Origin of the sequence: Catenulispora sp. EB89 (genome assembly GCF_041261445.1) — a bacterium.
Lineage (GTDB): Bacteria > Actinomycetota > Actinomycetes > Streptomycetales > Catenulisporaceae > Catenulispora.
This window is the reverse complement of the sequence record NZ_JBGCCU010000031.1, coordinates 91,474-109,499: the sequence shown is the minus strand read 5'-3', so window position 1 is coordinate 109,499 and position 18,026 is coordinate 91,474. Positions and strand designations below refer to the sequence as shown.

Below are 18,026 nucleotides of genomic sequence, written 5' to 3'. Positions count from 1 at the left end.
GTCAGGCCTCTTTCATCTCTAGTCCGCGGACCTCGCGACCAACTGCGTCGGGTTCACGAAGCGCAGCGCGATGAGCAGCAGGACCGCCATGGAGCCGGTGTAGACGACGGCCATGGCGTCGATGGACTGGGTGGAGCGGATGCCGGCGGAGTTCACGGCCGAGAACAGGGTCACGACCAGCGTCTGGCTGCTCGGCCCGGAGGTGAGGAACGTCAGCTCGAACATGCCGAACGTCCGCACCAGCACCAGGATCCCGGCGGCCAGCATCCCGGGCACCAGCAGCGGCCCCAGGATCCGGCCGAGCACGGTCGGCGTCCCGGCCCCGCACACCCGCGCCGCCGCCTCGATCCGCGGGTCGATCTGCTCGATGAACGGGGTCATCGTGAACACCACGAACGGGATCGAGGGCACCAGGTTGGCCAGGACCACGCCGGTCAGCGTCCCGGCCAGGTGGACCTTGTAGAGCATGGTGGCCAGCGGGATGCCGTAGGCGATCGGCGGCACCAGGATCGGCAGCACGAACAGCAGCGTGAGCGCGCGCTTGCCCGGGAAGTCGCGGCGCGCCAGCGCGTAGGCGGCGGGGACGCCGAGCGCCAGCGAGATCGCGACGACCAGCAGCGTCACCTCCAGCGTGACGCCCAGGACCCGGCCGAGGCTGAACTCGCGCCAGGCGTCGGAGTACCAGTGGCCGGTCCAGCCGCCGGGGAGCCAGGAGTCGAACCAGCGGGTGCCGAAGGAGTCCAGGAGGACGGTGGTGATCACGCCGGCCAGGTTCAGGAGGAAGAAGGCCAGGACGCCCCAGGTGATCCAGGTCCCCGGACGCAGGGCCAGCCGGCGGCGCTCCGCGTCCGGCGCGGACGCGTCCAGAGCGTCGGGCATCGTCGCGCTCGAAGTGCTCATCCCTTGCCTCCCGTCGCGCCCCGGTACATCCGGGACCGGGCCGCGGCCAGCGCGCCGATCACCGCCAGCATCAGGAGCGTCATGATCATGGCGTCGGCGCAGCCCTGCGCGTAGTCGAAGCGTTCCAGCGCGGCCTCGTAGGCCTCGATGGAGATGACGTGCGTGTGGCCGTCGGGGTCGCCGACCATGAGCGCGGAGGGGAACACCGCGAAGGCCATGACGAACGTCAGGCTGAAGGTGGTCAGCAGACCGGGCAGCAGCAGGGGCAGCGTGACGTAGCGGAAGCGCTGCCACCACCCGGCGCCGAGCGTGGCGGCGGCCTTCTCCAGGCTCGGATGGATGCCGGAGAGGTAGGAGTGGGTCAGCAGGTAGGCGAACGGGAACCCGCTGATGATCAGCGACAGCAGCACCCCGGTGTAGTTCATGGTCAGCCGCATCGGCGACGCCGCGAGCCCGAGCAGGTGCAACGTGCGGTTGAACCACCCGGCCGGCCCGAAGAACTCCAGGATGCCCTCGGCGGTCAGCACCGTCCCGAGCGTGATCGGCACGACCAGCACGGCGAGCATGATGCGCTTGCCCCGGAAGTCACGCCGCATCCGATAGGAGATCGGCACGGAGGCGCCGACGTTGATGACGGAGGCCGGGACGGCCAGCGAGAAGGTCGCCCAGATCGACTTGCGCGAGAACGGATCGCTGAAGAACTTGTGGTACGCGCCCAGCACGCCGCCCTGAGTGGGCTGGAACGAGAGCTGAAGGCCGTAGAAGAACGGATAGCAGAACAGCGCGATCAGGGCGAGCGCCCCCGGCACCACAAGCAGCAGCGTGCGATCGACGCCGCGCTCGGCCAGGCGGTGGCGCAATGCTGGACGGCGGTCCGGGCCGGGAGGTGCGGTGGCGGGTGCGGTGGTGGCGGTCATGAGGCCTCGGCCCCCGAGTCCCCTTGCACCGCAACGGTTGTAGCGCCTGTCTCTACCTCAGGTGCGAACACCGCCTCTGCCGCCGCGTCCCGAAACACGAGCGCCCGCTCGGCCGCCACCGCGACACGCAGCCGGTCGCCGGGGCGCACCGGCTCGTTGGCCTTCAGGTGCAACCGCCGGCCCTCGCTCGTCGCCGCCTCCACATGCAGCACCCGGCCGTGGTACTCCACAATCTCCGCCGTGGCCTCGCCGATACCGGCCTCTCCCTCGGCGGCGACGTGCAGGTCCTCGGGCCGGATCGCGACCAGCACCTGCTCCCCGGCGCGCGGCGGTTCCCCGGCCGGAGTACCGACTATCCGCAGCCCGTCCCCCTCGGCGAGCGCCGTCGCGGCCTCGGCCGAGGACACTGTCAGCGGCAGCAGGTTGCGATACCCCATGAACGCCGCGACGTGCGGGTCCGCCGGGTGTTCGTACAGCTCGGCCGGCGTCCCGATCTGGCTCACGCGGCCGTCGTGCAGCACCACCAGGCGGTCGGCCAGCGACAGCGCCTCCTCCTGGTCGTGCGTGACGTAGACCGTCGTCAGCCCGAAGTCCTGGTGGATGCGCCGGATCTCGCCGCGCATCGCCAGCCGCAGGGCGGCGTCCAGGTTCGACAGCGGCTCGTCCATCAGCACCAGCGCCGGCTCGGTGACGATCGCCCGCGCGATCGCGACCCGCTGCTGCTGGCCGCCGGACAGCTGTGCCGGGTGTTTCGCGGCGTGCTCGGTGAGGCGGACCAGCCGCAGCACCTCCGTGACGCGGCGTTCGATCTCCGCCTTGCCGACGCCGCGCATCTTCAGGCCGAAGGCAACGTTCGCGCGGACCGTCAGGTGCGGGAACAGCGCGTAGTTCTGGAACACCATCCCGAAGCCGCGTTTCTCCGGAGGAAGGGTGTCCACGCGCCGGCCGTCCAGTTCGATCGCGCCGGAGGTCAGCGGCAGCAGCCCGGCCAGACAGTTCAGCGCCGTGGTCTTGCCGCAGCCGGACGGCCCGAGCAGCGCGATGAACTCCCCGCCGGCGATCTCCAGGTCCAGCGGGTGCAGCGCGGTGTGCGCGCCGTAGGCCCGGCTGACGCCCCGCAGGCTCAGCCGGCCGAGTTGGGAGTCGGGCCGCCGGCCGGCAGGCGTGGACGAGGACGGGGATGAGGCAGAAGGCCCGGAAGACGTCACACCAGTCGCACCAGTCATCGTCACTTCGCCGCGCCGATCTTCTTATCCCACAAGTCGAACGCCGTGACCTGCGCCTGAGCCGGCAGCGAGTTCCGGATCGGCCCGGAGGACGTCCACGCGTCGAAGTCCGGATCCCCGTACTTCTGCACCACCTGCTGCGAAGCCGCCGGCGCCTGCGAGAGCGTCACACCCTTCACCGCGGGCCCGGGATAGAAGTACCCCTGGTCGTACGTCGCAGCCTGCTGAACCGGCGTCAGCGCGAACGCCAGCAGCCGCAGCACCGCCGTCAGATGATCGGCCGGAATCCCCTTCGGGATCACGCCGTACTGCGCATCGCTGACCCACGTCAGATTGTCGAACTTCGCCACCTTGACCCCGGCCGGAACGGTCCCGGTGGCCCGCGGGTTGATGTACCAGCCGGCGGTCGAGGCGATCATCCAGACGGTCCCCTGCGCGATCCCGGTCATCGTCGCAGAGGTCTTCGTCGGGTAGCTCTGCACGTACTTGCCCAGCTGCGCCAGATAGTCCCAGGTCTTGGCCCAGCCGTTGGTCGGATCGCCCGGGTCCGAATCCCCCAGCAGGTAGGGCAGCCCCATCAGGAACGTCCGCCCCGGACCGGAGTTGCGGGGCTGCGCGTACTGGAACTTGCCGGGGTTCGCCTGCGCCCAGGCCAGCAACGCGTCCGGCGTCGTCGGCGGCGTCGGAACCTTCGCCGGATCGTACTCCAGCAGCGGCCCGGACGGGGTGACCACCAGCTCGATCCCCTGGTCCTGCGCGAGCGCCGCCATGGACACGGCGGCGGGCTGGTAGTTGGCCATCAGCCCCGGGAAGAACGTGTCGTAGTACGGCTTGAGCTGGTACCACAGCTGCTTCTCGATCCCGGCGGCGAGCCCGTCGGTACCGGTCAGCACCAGGTCGATCTGCACGTTCCCGCCCTGCTGCTGCGCCTGCACCTTCGGCGCCAGCTCCGGCGCGGTCCCGGTGCTGGTGGTGATCCCGGAGACGATCTCAGGGTGCTGCGCCTTGAACGCGTCCAGGATCGGCTGCGTCAGCTGCAGGTTCCCGGCCACGTCCAGAACGTTCAACGCCACCGGCTTGGACGGCACGGTCGCCAGCGTGCTCGGCGGCGCGGCCTTGGCAGAGCTCGACGATCCCGGCGCGCCGCACGCGGACACCAGCGGCGCGGCGGCGGCACCGGCCGCCAGCGAGCCGAGCAGGGTGCGGCGGGACATGGACGATTTCGTGCGCACGGACATAGGGGTGTCCTTCGCTGAGTGGGTGTGAGAAGCCGACGCCGCAGTGGTGCGGCAGGGGCCTGATGATGCGGGACCGGCGGGCGGATTCGGCCCGGCGGCGGCCGTGAACCGGCATGCGTCTTGCGGGTGCGCTGTGCGGGTGGTGCAGCAGTACAGGTGGTGCGGCAGTACAGGTGGTGCGGCAGTGCAGGTGCGGTGTGCTCAGTACAGGTGCGGTACAGAACTACTCAGTGCAGGTGCTGTGCGGACGTACTCAGTGCGGATCCGGCGCCGGATTCGCCCCGGGCCGGGCGAGGAAGTCGAAGTCGCAGCCCTGATCGGCCTGCGTGATGTGCTCCGCGTACAGCGCGCCGTAACCACGCTCGAACCGCGGCGCCGGCGGCCGCCACGCCTCGCGCCGCCGCGCCAGCTCGGCGTCGTCGACCTCCAGCCGCAGCGTGCGCCCCGGAACGTCCAGCGTGATCGTGTCCCCGGTCCGCACCAGCGCCAACGGCCCGCCGGCATGGGACTCCGGCGCGATGTGCAGCACGCACGTGCCGTAGCTGGTGCCGCTCATCCGGGCGTCGGAGATCCGGACCATGTCCGTGACCCCCTGCTTGAGCAGGTACGCGGGGATGGGAAGCATCCCGTACTCCGGCATCCCGGGCCCGCCGAGCGGCCCGGCGCCGCGCAGCACGAGGACGGTGTCCTCGGTGACCCCCAACGCCGGATCGTCGATGCGAGCCTGCAAGTCGGCATAGGAGTCGAAGACGACCGCCGGCCCGCTGTGCGTGAGCAGCCGCGGCTCGGCGGCCAGGTGCTTGATCACCGCGCCGTCCGGGGCCAGATTGCCGTGCAGGACCGCGACCCCGCCGTGCTCGGCCACCGGGTTCGCCGGCGTGCGGATCACCTCCGGGTCGTAGATCTGACTGTCTGCGTAGTACTGACCGAAGGGCACGCCGGCGACCGTCGGCCGGTCCGGATGCAGCGCTCCGGGGACCTCGGCGAGCTGGTGCAACAGGGCCCTGAGACCGCCGGCGTAGTAGAAGTCCTCCATCAGGAACCTGCCCACCGGCCGGATGTCGGCCAGAACCGGGACGCGTTCCCCGATCGTGTCGAAATCCTCCAGACGCAGCTTGACCCCGACCCGTCCGGCCATCGCGATCAGGTGAATCAGGGCATTGGTCGAGCCGCTGAGCGTGAGCACCGTGGCCGCCGCGTCCTCGAACGCCTCGCGCGTCATCACCTGCTGCGGAGTCAGACCCGCCAGCGCGATCGCGACCGCACGCATCCCGGAAGCCGCGGCCATCCGATGGTGCGCGGAGTCGACGGCGGGGATCGACGACGCCCCGGGCAGCGTCATGCCGAGGGCTTCGGCGCACGCGGTCATCGTCGAGGCCGTCCCCATCGTCATGCAGTGCCCCGGCGAGCGGGCCAGACCGCACTCGACCTCGGCCATCTCGCACTCCCCGACGCGTCCGGCGCGGTATTCGTCGAAGTAGGCGAACAAGTCCGTGCCGCTGCCGAGCGTCTTGCCCCGGTGGTGGCCGCGCAGCATCGGCCCGGCCGGCACGAACAGCGCCGGAAGCCCGGCGCTGGCGGCACCCATGAGCAGCGCCGGCGTGGTCTTGTCGCAGCCCCCCATCAGCACCGCGCCGTCGACCGGGTAGGAGCGCAGCAGCTCCTCGGTCTCCATCGCCAGCAGGTTGCGGTAGAGCATCGGCGTGGGCTTCTGGAACGTCTCGGAGAGCGTGGAAACCGGGAACTCCAAAGGGAATCCGCCGGCCTGCCACACTCCGCGCTTGACCTGTTCGGCGCGCTCGCGCAGGTGCATGTGGCAGGGGTTGATGTCAGACCACGTATTCAGGATCGCGATGACCGGCTTGCCGAGGTGTTCCTCGGGCAGGTAACCGAGCTGACGCATCCGCGAGCGATGACTGAAGGCGCGCAGATGGCCGCCGGTCGCGCCCGCGCCGAACCAGGCCGCGCTGCGCAGCGTGGTCGACGTACCCGGATTGGCCGATGCGTCCTGATGCGTCGACGTGTCCTGACTCTCCGCGTCATCGGTCACAGCCAACCCCCGCTCCGCCACTGCTCCAGAACCGCGGCGATCCGGTCCCGGAGCGGCTGCGGCAGCACCCGGGACGGCGGGCGCACGTCACGGCCGACGAACCCGAGCTGCGCCAACGCCTCCTTCACCACGCTGACATTGTCGGCGCTGGCGTCGGCCGCGCGCAGCTCCTCGAACTCGCGGACCGTCTCCCACAACAGCATCGACTTGGCGAAGTCGCCGCCGCGCAGCGCGTCCAGCATCGCCGCCGACAGCCGGGGCGCGACGTTCACCAGGCCCGAGGTGAAGCCGGTCGCGCCGACGGCCCAGTAGCCGGGAGCGGACAGTTCGGCCAGGCCGGCGATCCAGGCGAAGGTTTCGAGCCCGGCGTCGCGCGCCACGGAGGCGAAGCGGACCGGATCGGGGACCGCGTACTTCACGGCGATCACGTTCGGGCTGTGCTCGGCCAGCGTGGCGATGTGCTCCCCGGCCACGCGCTCGTCGCGGATGTAGAGGATGACGCCCAGGTCGGGCACGGTGTCGGCGATGACGCGGTGGTACTCGATCCAGCCCTCGGCCGAGCGGTAGGGATGCACCGGCTGGTGGATCATCAGGGCACTGGCACCGGCGCGCGCCGCGTGCTCGGCGGCGTTCACCGCGCAGGCGATGTCGAGGCCGACCCCCGCGACGACCTCGGCACGGCCTTCCACGGCCCGGACCGTGGACTCCACGGCCTGTTTCTTCTCGGAATCGCTGAGCGTGTAGAACTCGCCGGTGTTGCCGTTGGGCGTCACGGCCTGCACGCCGTGCTCGACCAGGCGGCGGAGCAGCGCGGCGTGGCCGTCCCAGTCGACGTCGCCGGCGGGGGTGAAGGGGGTGGCCGGGATCGCCACCACCGTGGCCAGGCGGTCCCGCAGCTGGGCCAGGGGCCGCGGTGTCGCGTGGTCCGGTAGCGCGTGGTCCGGTGCGGCGGTCATAGGTGGTCGACTCCGTTTCGTGCGCTCCCCCGAAGGGCTCCGTCAGATCTCATATATGAGATGCTTGGGGAGCTTAGGGCGGGCGGCCGGGCGCGTCAACACTCGTCGGCGGTGAAACTTCCAGATGCCGAAGCCCGCGCACTGCTCGGGAACCATCGCCATGACAAGGGGATTCGTCCCTGCGCCGCAGCCGGTGTCGCAGGCCTCGGTTGCCGCGCCGATATACGTGCCCTGTAGTGAACTCCACAGGCCACGGACCACGCAGACAGGAGTCGCCATGCGGCCGATCAGACTTCGAAGATTGTCGATACGGCACATGGCCGCGGCCTTGGTCTTGGTCCTCGCCGGGGCGGTCGCGCAGCCGGCGACCGCGGCCGATACCAAGCCGGCGGCACCGGCTGCACCGGCGACAGCGACCCCGGCAGCCGGCACCGGCTACTGGCACACCAGCGGCCGCGACATCCTGGACTCCGCCAACCAGCCCGTCCGCATCGCCGGCGTCAACTGGTTCGGCTTCGAGACCAGCAACGACGTCGTCCACGGCCTCTGGTCCCGCGACTACAAGTCGATGATGGACCAGATGAAGTCGTTGGGCTACAACACGATCCGGCTGCCGTACAGCGACGACATCTTCAAGCCCGGCACCATGCCGAACAGCATCAACTTCTACCAGATGAACACCGACCTGCAGGGCCTGACCTCGCTCCAGGTGATGGACAAGATCGTGGCCTACGCGGGCAACATCGGCCTGAAGGTGATCCTGGACCGGCACCGGCCGGACGCCAGCGGGCAGTCGGCACTCTGGTACACCGCCTCGGTCCCGGAGTCGACGTGGATCAGTGACCTGACAGCGATCGCCACCCGCTACCAGGGCAACCCGACGGTGGTCGGCATCGACCTGCACAACGAGCCGCACGACCCCGCGTGCTGGGGCTGCGGCGACGTCACCATCGACTGGCGCCTGGCCGCCGAGCGCGCCGGGAACGCGGTGCTGGCCGTGAACCCGCACCTGCTGATCTTCGTCGAGGGCGTGCAGACCTACAACGGCAGCTCCTACTGGTGGGGCGGCAACCTGCAGGGCGCCGGGGCGTATCCGGTGCGGCTGAACGTCGCGAACCAGCTCGTGTACTCGGCGCACGACTACGCGACCAGCGTCGCCAGCCAGCCGTGGTTCACCGACCCGTCGTTCCCGTCCAACATGCCGGGCATCTGGGACAAGAACTGGGGCTACCTGTTCGAGTCGAACACCGCGCCGGTGTGGGTCGGCGAGTTCGGCACCACGCTGGCCTCGACCACCGACCAGACGTGGCTCAAGGCCCTGGTCACCTACCTGCGTCCGACCGCCGCCTACGGCGCCGACGCCTACCAGTGGACGTTCTGGTCCTGGAACCCCGACTCCGGCGACACCGGCGGCATCCTGAACGACGACTGGACCACGGTGAACACGGCCAAGGACGCCTACCTGGCCACGATCAAGGCACCCGGGTTCTCCGGCGGGGGCGGAGGCGGCGGCGACACCACGCCGCCGACGGCCCCGACCAACCTGGCGGCGACCGTGACCACGTCCACCTCGGCGACGCTGTCCTGGACGGCGTCCACCGACAACGTCGGCGTCACCGGGTACGACGTCTACCGCGGCGGCACGCTCGCCGGCACGGCGACCGGGACGACGTACACCGACACCGGCCTGAGCCCCTCGACCGCCTACACGTACAGCGTCAAGGCGTTCGACGCGGCCGGGAACGTGTCGCAGGCCTCGAATCCGGTGACGGCGACGACTCAGGGCACCGGCTCCAACTCCGGCTGCACCGCCGCCTACGCGGTGTCGAACCAGTGGAACAACGGCTTCACCGCGACCGTCACCATCACCAACACCGGGACCGCGGCGACTCACAGCTGGCAGGTCGGCTGGACGTGGCCGAGCAGCCAGCAGGTCAGCAACGCCTGGAACGCGACCGAGTCGCACAGCGGGCAGAACGAGACGTTCACCGCGGTGAGCTCGGACGCGGTCGTCGCGCCCGGAGCCACCACGTCGTTCGGGTTCCAGGCGAGCTACAGCGGGACCAACCCTGCTCCCACTCCGATCTGCACCGCGAGCTGAGCGACGGCTATGGTCACGGCGCCTTGCGCGGTTCGGGGTTGGCGAGGTCGAACAACGAGAACTTCGACACGTGCCCGAGGGGGGCCGCCCGCCAGGCCGCGTCGAACGTGCCGCTGCGCAGATCGCCGGTGATGACGAGCTTGTGCGGCGACTGGACGAACTGCACGTCGACGCGCACGGTGTCCGGGTCGGTCCGCGCGGCGCGCGCCGACAGATGTCCGGTCGGCGGCGGCCAGGCGCCGGTGAGCAGCGGCAGCGTCGTGACCGTGCCGTCGTCCTCCTGAAGGGTCAGCTTCTGCGCCGTGAGGCTGACCCGCCGCAGCCGCTCGACAGCTGTACGGGCCACGGTGAACTCGCTGTCCGGGACCTCTTCCCCGTCGGGGAACGGGAGCTGGAGGCCGGTCAGGCGCTGCTTCAGCGCCGCGTCGGCCTCCGCCGAGCCCGCGCGGTCGAAGGCGGGCAGCAGGTGGGTCCAGGCCGCTTCGAGGATGAGGTGCATGGCGACGGCCTCGGTGGTCATCGCCAGGACGACGTCCTGCTCGGGGAGGACGACGCACAGCTGGCCGAACGCGCCGTCGCCGCGGTAGCCGTGCCGGGACATCCAGAACTGGAAGCCGTAGCCCTGGGCCCAGTCCGAGTCGGCGTCCGAACCGCTGCCGTTGCTGTTGTCCACCTGCGCGCGCGTGGCCTCGGCCACCCACTCCGGCGCCAGGAGCCGCTGTCCCTCCCAGACGCCGTTCTGGAGGTAGAGCTGGCCGAGGCGCGCGATGGCGTCGGTGGTGACGTGCAGGCCGGCGAAGCCGAGGTCGCGTCCTGCCGCGGGGTGCCGGAACCAGAACGCCTCGCCGATACCCAGCGGCTCGAACAGCCGGGGCCGCAGGTATTCGATGAGCGACTGCCCGGACTGGCGCTGGATGATCGCGCCGAGAGCGTAGGTGGTGGACTGGCTGTAGGCGAAGGTGACGCCGGGGGTGCCGTCCGGCGGTTCGAGCAGGAACCCGCGCACCGGCTCCTCCCGATCCGCGGCCAAAGCCCGATCCCACTGCTCGGAGGTGTGGCCGGCGGACATGGAGGCGACATGGCGGACCAGGATCGACCGGCTGCGAGGGTCGGTGATGTCAGCGTCGAGCTCCGGGAAATAGGAGACTACCGGGGCATCGAGGTCCAAAAGCCCTTCTGCCCAAGCGAATCCGGCGGCGGTGGCGGTAAAGCTCTTGCTCAGCGAGTAGATCTGCTGAACCCCGCCCGGGTGGTACGGCGACCACCAGCCCTCTGCGATGACGCGGCCGCGGCGCAGCAGCATGATGCTGTGCGGCTCGATGCCGGAGACGCCCTCGACAGCGTCGAGGAAGGCGACGACGCCGCCGGCATCGGTGGCCTGCGCGGAGGGGGCCGAGCGGGGCAGGGCGGTCATGCGGGCCTCCGGCGTGCGGTTGCTGTGAGGCTTTGAGGCTACCGGATTTCGCTGAAGCGCTTCAGGTGGCGCTCGGCGCGATCGCCGCACCGAGCCGGCCGCGCCGCGCCACGCCACGCCACGCCGATCATGCTGGCCGCGCAGACCGCGCGCCATGCCGGTCCTGCCGGCCGCGCCGAGCCAAACCCGCCAGCCGTACCGGTAGCGCCAACCGCACCGCACCGAACGTGCCGACCGCGCAGACTGCGCACCGTGCCGGATCCTGCCGGCCGTGCCGAGCCAAATCCGCCAGCCGCGCCAGTGGCACCAGCCGTGGCGCGCCGATCGTGCTGGCCGCGCCGAGCCAGACCCGCCAGCCGCGCCGACCCGATCGTGCCGACCGCACAGGCCGCGCACCGTGCCGTTCCTGCCGGCCGCGCCGAGCCAAACCCGCCAGCCGTACCGGTAGCGCCAGCCGAGCCGCACCGATCGTGCCGACCGCGTAGACCGCGCACCGTGCCGGGTCCTGCCAGCCGCGCCGCACCGATCGTGCCGGCCGCACAGGCCGCGCGCCATGCGGGTCGCGCTCGCCACGCAGGCCGCGCCTTGCCGCTCCTCCTGGTCGTGCCCAACCGGTCGCACTAAGCGTGCCGATCGTGATCGTCGAGGATGTCCGCGATCACCCTCTCGGTCACCGGAACCATCGCGGCGTCGAGCTGCGCCCTTCCGCTGACTTGAAGCAGTGCCTTCCACAGTGCCCAGCCACGCGCCCGGGCCCACATGCCAGCGTCCTGCGCCATCGCGGTGCGGAAGGCCTCGCGTGCTTCGCCGGTCAGGGTCACCCAGGTGATGACCAGGTCGCAGGCCGGGTCGCCGATGCCGCTGGTTCCGAAGTCGATCACGGCGCTGAGGCGGCCGTCTTCCGTGAGCAGGTTGCCGGTGGCGATGTCGCCGTGGAACCAGACCGGTTCGCCGTTCCATTCGGCCTTCAGTGCGGCGTCCCAGACGTCGGCGGCGCGGTGGGTGTCGATGCGTCCGTCGAGGTCTTCGAGGCAGGCGCGGGTTTCGGCGTCGTAGAAGGACGGAGGGGTGCCGCGGTAGAAGCTGTGCTCGCCGGCCGTCGGGCCGTCGGTGGTGTCGCAGGACTGGAGCGCGTGCAGGAACCCGGCCAGGTCGGTGGCGAACCGGACCGGATCGGCGACCTCCGGCATGCGCAGGGTGCTGCCCGGCAGCCAGCCGCGCACCGACCAAGGGTGCGGATACCCCTCCCCCGGCTCCCCCGTGGCCAGCACCTGCGGGATCGGCAGCGGCAGCTGCGGGGCGAGCCGCGGCAGCCACTCGTTCTCCTTCGCGATCCCGGCGACGTACCCGGCCGCGGTCGGCAGCCGCACGGTCATGTCCTCGCCGAGGCGGTAGGTGCGGTTGTCCCAGCCGTCGAGCTCGACCGGCGTCACCGGCAACCCGGCCCACTGCCGGAACTGCGCCGCGATCAGGCGCTTGACCAGGGCTGCGTCGATGCCGGCGCGGCCGTCCGGGGCAGAGGTCGTCATGGCGCGATCCTGACCGGCGGAACGGATCACCGCAACGGGATTTCGGGACGGTGCGCTGATAGCCGCCGCGATTTCGGGGTAGCCGGGTCCAATGAGCACTCAGAACGTGACGAAAGGTCTGTTCCGTACTAAAAACATCGAGAACACCATCAGAGACGCGGCCGACTCCGAGCACAGCCTGAAACGTGAGTTGTCCGCCCTGGACCTGACCGTCTACGGCATCGGCGTCATCATCGGCACCGGGATCTTCGTCCTGACCGGGACGGCCGCCAAGCAGTACGCCGGTCCGGCGGTCGCGTTGTCCTTCGTCGCGGCCGGGGTGGTCTGCGCGCTGGCCGCCCTGTGTTACGCCGAGTTCGCCTCGACGGTGCCGGTCGCGGGGTCGGCCTACACGTTCTCCTACGCCGCGCTCGGGGAGTTCCCGGCGTGGCTCATCGGCTGGGACCTGATCCTGGAGCTGGCGCTCGGTGCGGCGGTGGTCGCGGTCGGCTGGTCCGGGTACATCCAGACGCTGCTCGCCGACATCGGCATACATGTGCCGACCTCGATCGGCGGCGGGACCGACAGCCACTGGGGGCTCAACCTGCCGGCCGCGGCGCTGGTGCTGGCGATGACCGCGCTGCTGGTCATCGGGGTCAAGCAGTCGGCTCGGTTCACCACCGCCATCGTGGCGGTGAAGGTGGCCGTCGTGCTACTGGTCATCGTCGCCGGCCTGTTCTTCGTCAAGGGCTCGAACTACCACCCCTTCATCCCGCCGACGTCGAACAAGTCCGCGAACGCCGCCACCGGGGCGGCGCAGCCCCTGATCCAGCATCTGGGTTTCGCGCCCGGCGCCTACGGCGTGATGGGGATCTTCACCGCGGCCGCGGTCGTGTTCTTCGCGTTCATCGGCTTCGACGTCGTGGCCACCGCCGCCGAGGAGGTGAAGAAGCCGCAGCGCGACCTGCCGCGCGGCATCCTGGCCTCGCTGGCGGTGTGCACGGTGCTGTACGTGGCCGTGACGCTGGTCGTCACCGGCATGCAGAAGTACACCCTGCTGTCGGAGAAGGCCCCGCTGGCCGACGCCTTCAACGCCACCGGCGCGCACTGGCTCAGCGGGTTCATCAGCGCCGGCGCGGTCGCCGGGCTCACCTCGGTCACGCTGCTGCTGCTCATGGGCCAGTCCCGGGTGTTCTTCGCGATGAGCCGCGACGGCCTGTTGCCGCGCTCCTTCTCCCGCGTGCACCCCAGGTTCAAGACGCCCTACCGCTCCACGATCCTGCTGGGCCTGGTCGTGGCCTGCTTCGCCGCCGTCATCCCGCTCAAGGCGCTGGCCGAGCTGGTGAACATCGGCACGCTGGCGGCCTTCATCCTGGTCTCGCTCGGTGTCATCATCCTGCGCCGCACCCGCCCGGACCTGCCGCGCGCCTTCCGCACGCCGGGCGTGCCGTACGTGCCGATCGCGGCGATCCTGTCCTGCCTGTGGCTCATGCTCAACCTGCCGGTCGAGACCTGGATCCGGTTCGGGCTGTGGATGCTGGTCGGGCTGGTCGTCTACTTCGGCTACAGCCGACGGCACGTGACTCGCGCCCTGGAACAAAGCAGCACGGAACCAGCCGAGTAACTCAGAGCACGGAGATCCGGGCGGGCCGCCGAACGCGGCCCGCCCGAAGTCCGTCCCCCGGCGTGGACCTCGGCGCCGACCGACAATCCCACGACAAACCCGATCAAGGTGCGGAGGGTGGCGCCATGGTCGTAAGGTCGGATCCCAACCCTTCGCAGCCACACCATCGAAAAACCTCAACTGCCCCCGTTTCGATCTCAGCAGAACGGTCAAGTCGGAAGTCTTGGCGTCTTCACGGCGGTGCACACTTACCGTCAGTGCTCGAAGATGCCACAGGGAGGTGACAGTACATGGACATCAACCGGGACGACCGCGGCCTCGATCAGCGCGCGGTCGTGCGGAGCGCCGAGCAGGCGGTGAGCGACGCCTGGATAGGGCAGTTGCTGCTGGCCGAGTACGAGGCGCAGTCGACGGTGAGCCTCTGCACGCACGTGCGTGAGCGGCTCGTCGAGCGGCTGACCGTCGTGCAGCTCGTCGGGGACCAGCAGGCGGTGGTGGAGACGCGGCGCAGACTTGAGAATGCGAACCGGGCGTGCGCGGCGGCTCTGGACTCCTATGCCGAGACGCGGCAACTGCTCGAAGCTCAATTGGAGGAGTGGGTCCTCAACACCCGGATCCGGTTCCGGGAAGCCGAGGACGACCGGCGCGTCGTCGGCTGGTAGACCGGCGGGCACGTCGGCGATCGATATACGACGTTCGACTTACGGTGTTCGGCGATCGGTGACCGATTCCGGTGATCACCGATCGCGCAGGTGCTCGGCGATCCGCCCGCCGGCCAGGATCGTCGCGATCTGCCGCGGCGAGAGATGGTGCCGGACCCGGAACGTCGTGTTCTGCGAAACGTTCGTGATCGCCAGCTCGCCGTCGGTTTCCCCGTCGGTATCCCCGTCGGCCGCGGCCAGGCTCCGGGTCAGCCCGTCGAGCTCGAGCTCGTCGCCGGGCTGCACGGCGTCGTAGTCAGCCGGGTCGGTGAACTCCAGCGGCAGCACCCCGAAGTTCACCAGGTTCGAGGCGTGGATCCGGGCGAAGGACTTGGCGATCACCACACGCAGTCCCAGCGAGCGCGGGGCCAGCGCGGCGTGCTCGCGCGAGGAGCCCTGGCCGTAGTTCTCGCCGCCGATCACCGCGTGGTCGCCGGCTTCGCGGGCGCGCCGCGGGTAGCTCTCGTCCAGCCGCGTGAAGGAGAAGTCGGCGAGCTTGGCGATGTCGCTGCGGTACGGCAGGGCCTTGGCGCCGGCCGGCAGGATCTCGTCGGTCGACACGTCGTCCCCGGCCTTCAGCACCACCGGGACGCGCAGCCGGTCCGGCAGCGGATCGAGCTCGGGCAGGCTGCCGATGCTCTCGGCCTTGACCAGCTCGACGTCCTGCGCCAGCCCCGGCGGCAACGGATGCTCCAGCACGACGACGTCCACCGACGCGGTCTCCGGCAGCTCCACGGCCGGGTAGTCGAACCCGAGGTCCCGGGGATCGGTGATGCTGCCGGTCAGCGCCGCCGCCGCGGCCGTCTCCGGCGAGCACAGCCACACCTGGTCCTCCGGCGTCCCGGAGCGGCCGGGGAAGTTGCGCGGGAAGGTCCGCAGGCTGTTGCGGCCCTTCGCAGGGGCCTGACCCATGCCGATGCAGCCCAGGCAGCCGGTCTGGTGCAGGCGCGCGCCGGAGCGGATCAGGTTCAAGGTGGCGCCGGTCCTGGTCAGGTCGGCGAGGATCTCGCGCGAGGTCGGGTTGACGTCGAGCGAGACCTGCGGATGCGCACGGCGGTCGCGCAGGATCGCGGCGACGACGGCGAAGTCCCGCAGCCCGGGGTTGGCCGAGGAGCCGACGACCACCTGGTGCACCGGGGTGCCGGCGACCTCGCGCACCGGCACCACGGAGCCGGGCGAACTCGGCTTGGCGATCAGCGGCTCCAGCGCGGCCAGGTCGATCTCGTCGGCGAGGTCGTACTCGGCGTCGGGGTCGGCGGCGAGCTCGACGAAGTCGTCCTCGCGCCCCTCGGCGCGCAGGAACTCCCGGACCCGCTCGTCGGAGGGGAAGACGGTCGCGGTCGCCCCGAGCTCGGCGCCCATGTTGGCGATGACGTGCCGGTCCATCGCCGACAGCGTCGCCACGCCGGGCCCGTGGTACTCGATGATCCGGTGCACGCCGCCCTTGACGCCGTGGCGCCGCAGCATCTCCAGCACCACGTCCTTGGCGCTGACCCAGTCCGGCAGCGCGCCGGTCAGCCGCACACCCCACACCCGCGGCATCGTCAGATACAACGGCTCCCCCGCCATCGCCAGCGCGACCTCCAGCCCGCCGACACCGATCGCCAGCATGCCCAGCGAGCCGGCGGCGCAGGTGTGGGAGTCCGAGCCGATCAGCGACTTGCCCGGGATCCCGAAGCGCTGCATGTGCACCGGATGCGACACCCCGCCGCCGGGCGGGGAGAACCACAGCCCGAAGCGCTGCGCGGCCGAGCGCAGGAACAGGTGGTCGGCCATGTTCCGCTCGTCGGCCTGAAGCAGGTTGTGGTCGACGTACTGCACCGAGACCTCGGTCCGGACCCGTTTCAGCCCCAGCGCCTCCAGCTCCAGCATCACCAGGGTCCCGGTGGCGTCCTGCGTCAGCGTCTGGTCCACGCGCACCGCGATCTCGGAGCCGGGCGACATCTCGCCGTCGACCAGATGAGCTCCGATGAGCTTGCGCGCAAGGTTCATTCCGGCCATTGCCGACGATTGCCCGGTAAGTACAGAACTAAACGCATTCGAAGGAACCGTCAGCGATCGCCGAGCGCCTTCAGCAACTGGGCCTTGGTCATCCTGGAGCGGCCCTTGATCCCGCGGTGCCGGGCCTCCTGATACAGCTGGTCGTAGGTCCGGCCGCCGGAGCCCTGGTGCGACCGCAGCCCGCCGCGCCGTCCGGAGGAGATGTCCTGCTTGGACAGCGGGCTGGCGGTCTTGGACTCGCCCTGGCGCGCTCGTTCCTTGTTCACGGTCCGGGCGGCGATCTCCTCGGACCGCGACTCGGATTCGCCGCGTTCCTCGGCGCTCTTCTTGATGTGCTCGTATTGGCGTTCGCGCTTTGCGCTCCACTGTCCGCGGGGCATGTTCGCCTCCCTTGGTACGAGACCGATGTCCTGCGGCAGGACATCTGGCTGCGTGTGCCCGGAGGTCAGTGGATCAAACACGCTCCGGCCCGGCGGCGGTCACCGCTCAGACGACGATCACCCGTCGGCCACGCGTGTGGCCGGCCTGGCTGTCGATGTGCGCCTGCGCGGCGTCGGCCAGGGTGTACGACCTCTCGACCGGGATGTGCAGCGTCCCGCGCTCGATCATCGCGACGGCCTCGACCAGCGCGTCCGGCACGCTGCCGGCCGTGCCGGAGAAGCGCACGCCGAACTGTGGCGCGTCGAGGTCAGCGATCGAGACGACCTTCTGCGGATCGCCGGTCAGCTCGACGAGTTCGCCGATGACGCCGGAGCCGGCCAGGTCCAGGGCCGCGTCGACGTGCCCGAGCCCGCGCACGCGCTCGACCCAGCCGGGGCCGTAGGTCGTGGCGACGGCGCCGAGGCTGCGCAGGTAGTCCTGGTTCCCTTCCCCCGCCGTGCCGATCACCGCGATGCCGCGATCGCGGGCGACTTGCAGCACCGCCGACCCGACGCCCCCGGCCGCGCCGCTGACCAGCAGCGTCTCCCCGGGCCGCACGCCGACCTGGCCGATGATGCGCAGCGCCGTCTCGACCACCGACGGGTACCCGGCCGCCTCCTCGAACGACAGCCCCTCGGGTATGCGGGCCCACGCACCGAGCACCGCGAACTCGGCGTAGGTCTCCGAACCTTCGCCGAACACCGGGTCTCCGACCTGCACGCCGTCGACGCCCTCCCCGATCTCGTCCACGATCCCGGCGGCGTCCAGCCCGACGCCGGAGGGCAGCTTCAGCGGATGGGCCGACAGCTTCTGGCCCTCCCGGACCCGCCAGTCGACGGGGTTCACGCCTGCCGCGCGCACCGCGATGCGCACCTGACCTGGGCCGGCGTGGGGTTCTTCGGCGTCGATGAGGTGCAGGACTTCGGGACCGCCGAACTCGGCGAAGCTCACTTTCTTCATGCCGCAGACC

At 70.5% G+C, this 18,026-nt stretch carries 14 protein-coding genes; 3 read left to right on the top strand and 11 right to left on the bottom strand.

Going from position 1 to position 18,026, the window contains the following annotated elements:
* Positions 1-18: 18 nt before the first annotated feature.
* From ABH920_RS42755 to ABH920_RS42730, 6 genes are all read right to left on the bottom strand, one after another.
* Entirely contained in the window at positions 19-879 is an 861-nt protein-coding gene (locus tag ABH920_RS42755) for an ABC transporter permease (protein ID WP_370355064.1), read from the bottom strand.
* 17 nt (positions 880-896) lie between these two features.
* On the bottom strand, positions 897-1,817 hold the full coding sequence (locus tag ABH920_RS42750; protein ID WP_370355043.1) for an ABC transporter permease: 921 nt from the start codon (positions 1,815-1,817) through the stop codon (positions 897-899).
* A complete protein-coding gene (locus tag ABH920_RS42745) occupies positions 1,814-3,043 on the bottom strand; it encodes an ABC transporter ATP-binding protein (RefSeq protein WP_370355042.1) in 1,230 nt (409 codons plus the stop codon). Before ABH920_RS42745 ends, ABH920_RS42750 begins: the two co-directional genes overlap by 4 nt.
* A gap of 2 nt (positions 3,044-3,045) precedes the next feature.
* Complete coding sequence (locus ABH920_RS42740; RefSeq protein ID WP_370355041.1) at positions 3,046-4,281, bottom strand: extracellular solute-binding protein; 1,236 nt, start codon at positions 4,279-4,281, stop codon at positions 3,046-3,048.
* A 253-nt stretch (positions 4,282-4,534) separates the two neighbouring features.
* Entirely contained in the window at positions 4,535-6,256 is a 1,722-nt protein-coding gene (gene araD / locus ABH920_RS42735; protein WP_370355063.1) for an L-arabinonate dehydratase, read from the bottom strand.
* 71 nt (positions 6,257-6,327) lie between these two features.
* On the bottom strand, positions 6,328-7,287 hold the full coding sequence (locus ABH920_RS42730) for a dihydrodipicolinate synthase family protein (RefSeq protein WP_370355040.1): 960 nt from the start codon (positions 7,285-7,287) through the stop codon (positions 6,328-6,330).
* Positions 7,288-7,603: 316 nt separating this feature from the next.
* Between ABH920_RS42730 and ABH920_RS42725 the strand changes: the two genes are divergently transcribed.
* Positions 7,604-9,388: a cellulase family glycosylhydrolase gene (locus tag ABH920_RS42725; protein ID WP_370355039.1), complete on the top strand. Its 1,785-nt coding sequence runs from the start codon at positions 7,604-7,606 to the stop codon at positions 9,386-9,388.
* Positions 9,389-9,401: 13 nt separating this feature from the next.
* Here the strand turns inward: ABH920_RS42725 and ABH920_RS42720 are convergent, their stop codons facing one another.
* Both ABH920_RS42720 and ABH920_RS42715 read right to left on the bottom strand, forming a co-directional pair.
* Positions 9,402-10,802: a serine hydrolase domain-containing protein gene (locus ABH920_RS42720; protein WP_370355038.1), complete on the bottom strand. Its 1,401-nt coding sequence runs from the start codon at positions 10,800-10,802 to the stop codon at positions 9,402-9,404.
* A 620-nt stretch (positions 10,803-11,422) separates the two neighbouring features.
* Positions 11,423-12,331, bottom strand: a complete 909-nt coding sequence (locus tag ABH920_RS42715; protein ID WP_370355037.1) for an aminoglycoside phosphotransferase family protein — start codon at positions 12,329-12,331, stop codon at positions 11,423-11,425.
* A 91-nt stretch (positions 12,332-12,422) separates the two neighbouring features.
* Here ABH920_RS42715 and ABH920_RS42710 point away from each other — a divergent pair, with 91 nt between their 5' ends.
* Together ABH920_RS42710 and ABH920_RS42705 are read left to right on the top strand one after the other, a co-directional pair.
* Positions 12,423-13,934 (top strand): amino acid permease, encoded by a 1,512-nt coding sequence (locus tag ABH920_RS42710; protein ID WP_370355036.1) that lies wholly within the window; start codon positions 12,423-12,425, stop codon positions 13,932-13,934.
* A gap of 290 nt (positions 13,935-14,224) precedes the next feature.
* The gene (locus ABH920_RS42705) at positions 14,225-14,596 is read left to right on the top strand and encodes a hypothetical protein (RefSeq protein WP_370355035.1); all 372 of its coding nucleotides are present in this window, start codon (positions 14,225-14,227) and stop codon (positions 14,594-14,596) included.
* A gap of 75 nt (positions 14,597-14,671) precedes the next feature.
* On the opposite strand, the gene ABH920_RS42700 is transcribed toward ABH920_RS42705, so the two are convergent.
* The 3 genes from ABH920_RS42700 to ABH920_RS42690 all read right to left on the bottom strand — a co-directional run bounded on the left by ABH920_RS42700 (position 14,672) and on the right by ABH920_RS42690 (position 18,016).
* Positions 14,672-16,636 (bottom strand): aconitate hydratase, encoded by a 1,965-nt coding sequence (locus tag ABH920_RS42700; RefSeq protein ID WP_370355034.1) that lies wholly within the window; start codon positions 16,634-16,636, stop codon positions 14,672-14,674.
* 50 nt (positions 16,637-16,686) lie between these two features.
* Positions 16,687-17,016 (bottom strand): plasmid stabilization protein, encoded by a 330-nt coding sequence (locus ABH920_RS42695; protein WP_370355033.1) that lies wholly within the window; start codon positions 17,014-17,016, stop codon positions 16,687-16,689.
* A gap of 106 nt (positions 17,017-17,122) precedes the next feature.
* Entirely contained in the window at positions 17,123-18,016 is an 894-nt protein-coding gene (locus ABH920_RS42690) for an NADP-dependent oxidoreductase (protein ID WP_370355032.1), read from the bottom strand.
* Positions 18,017-18,026 lie beyond the last annotated feature (10 nt).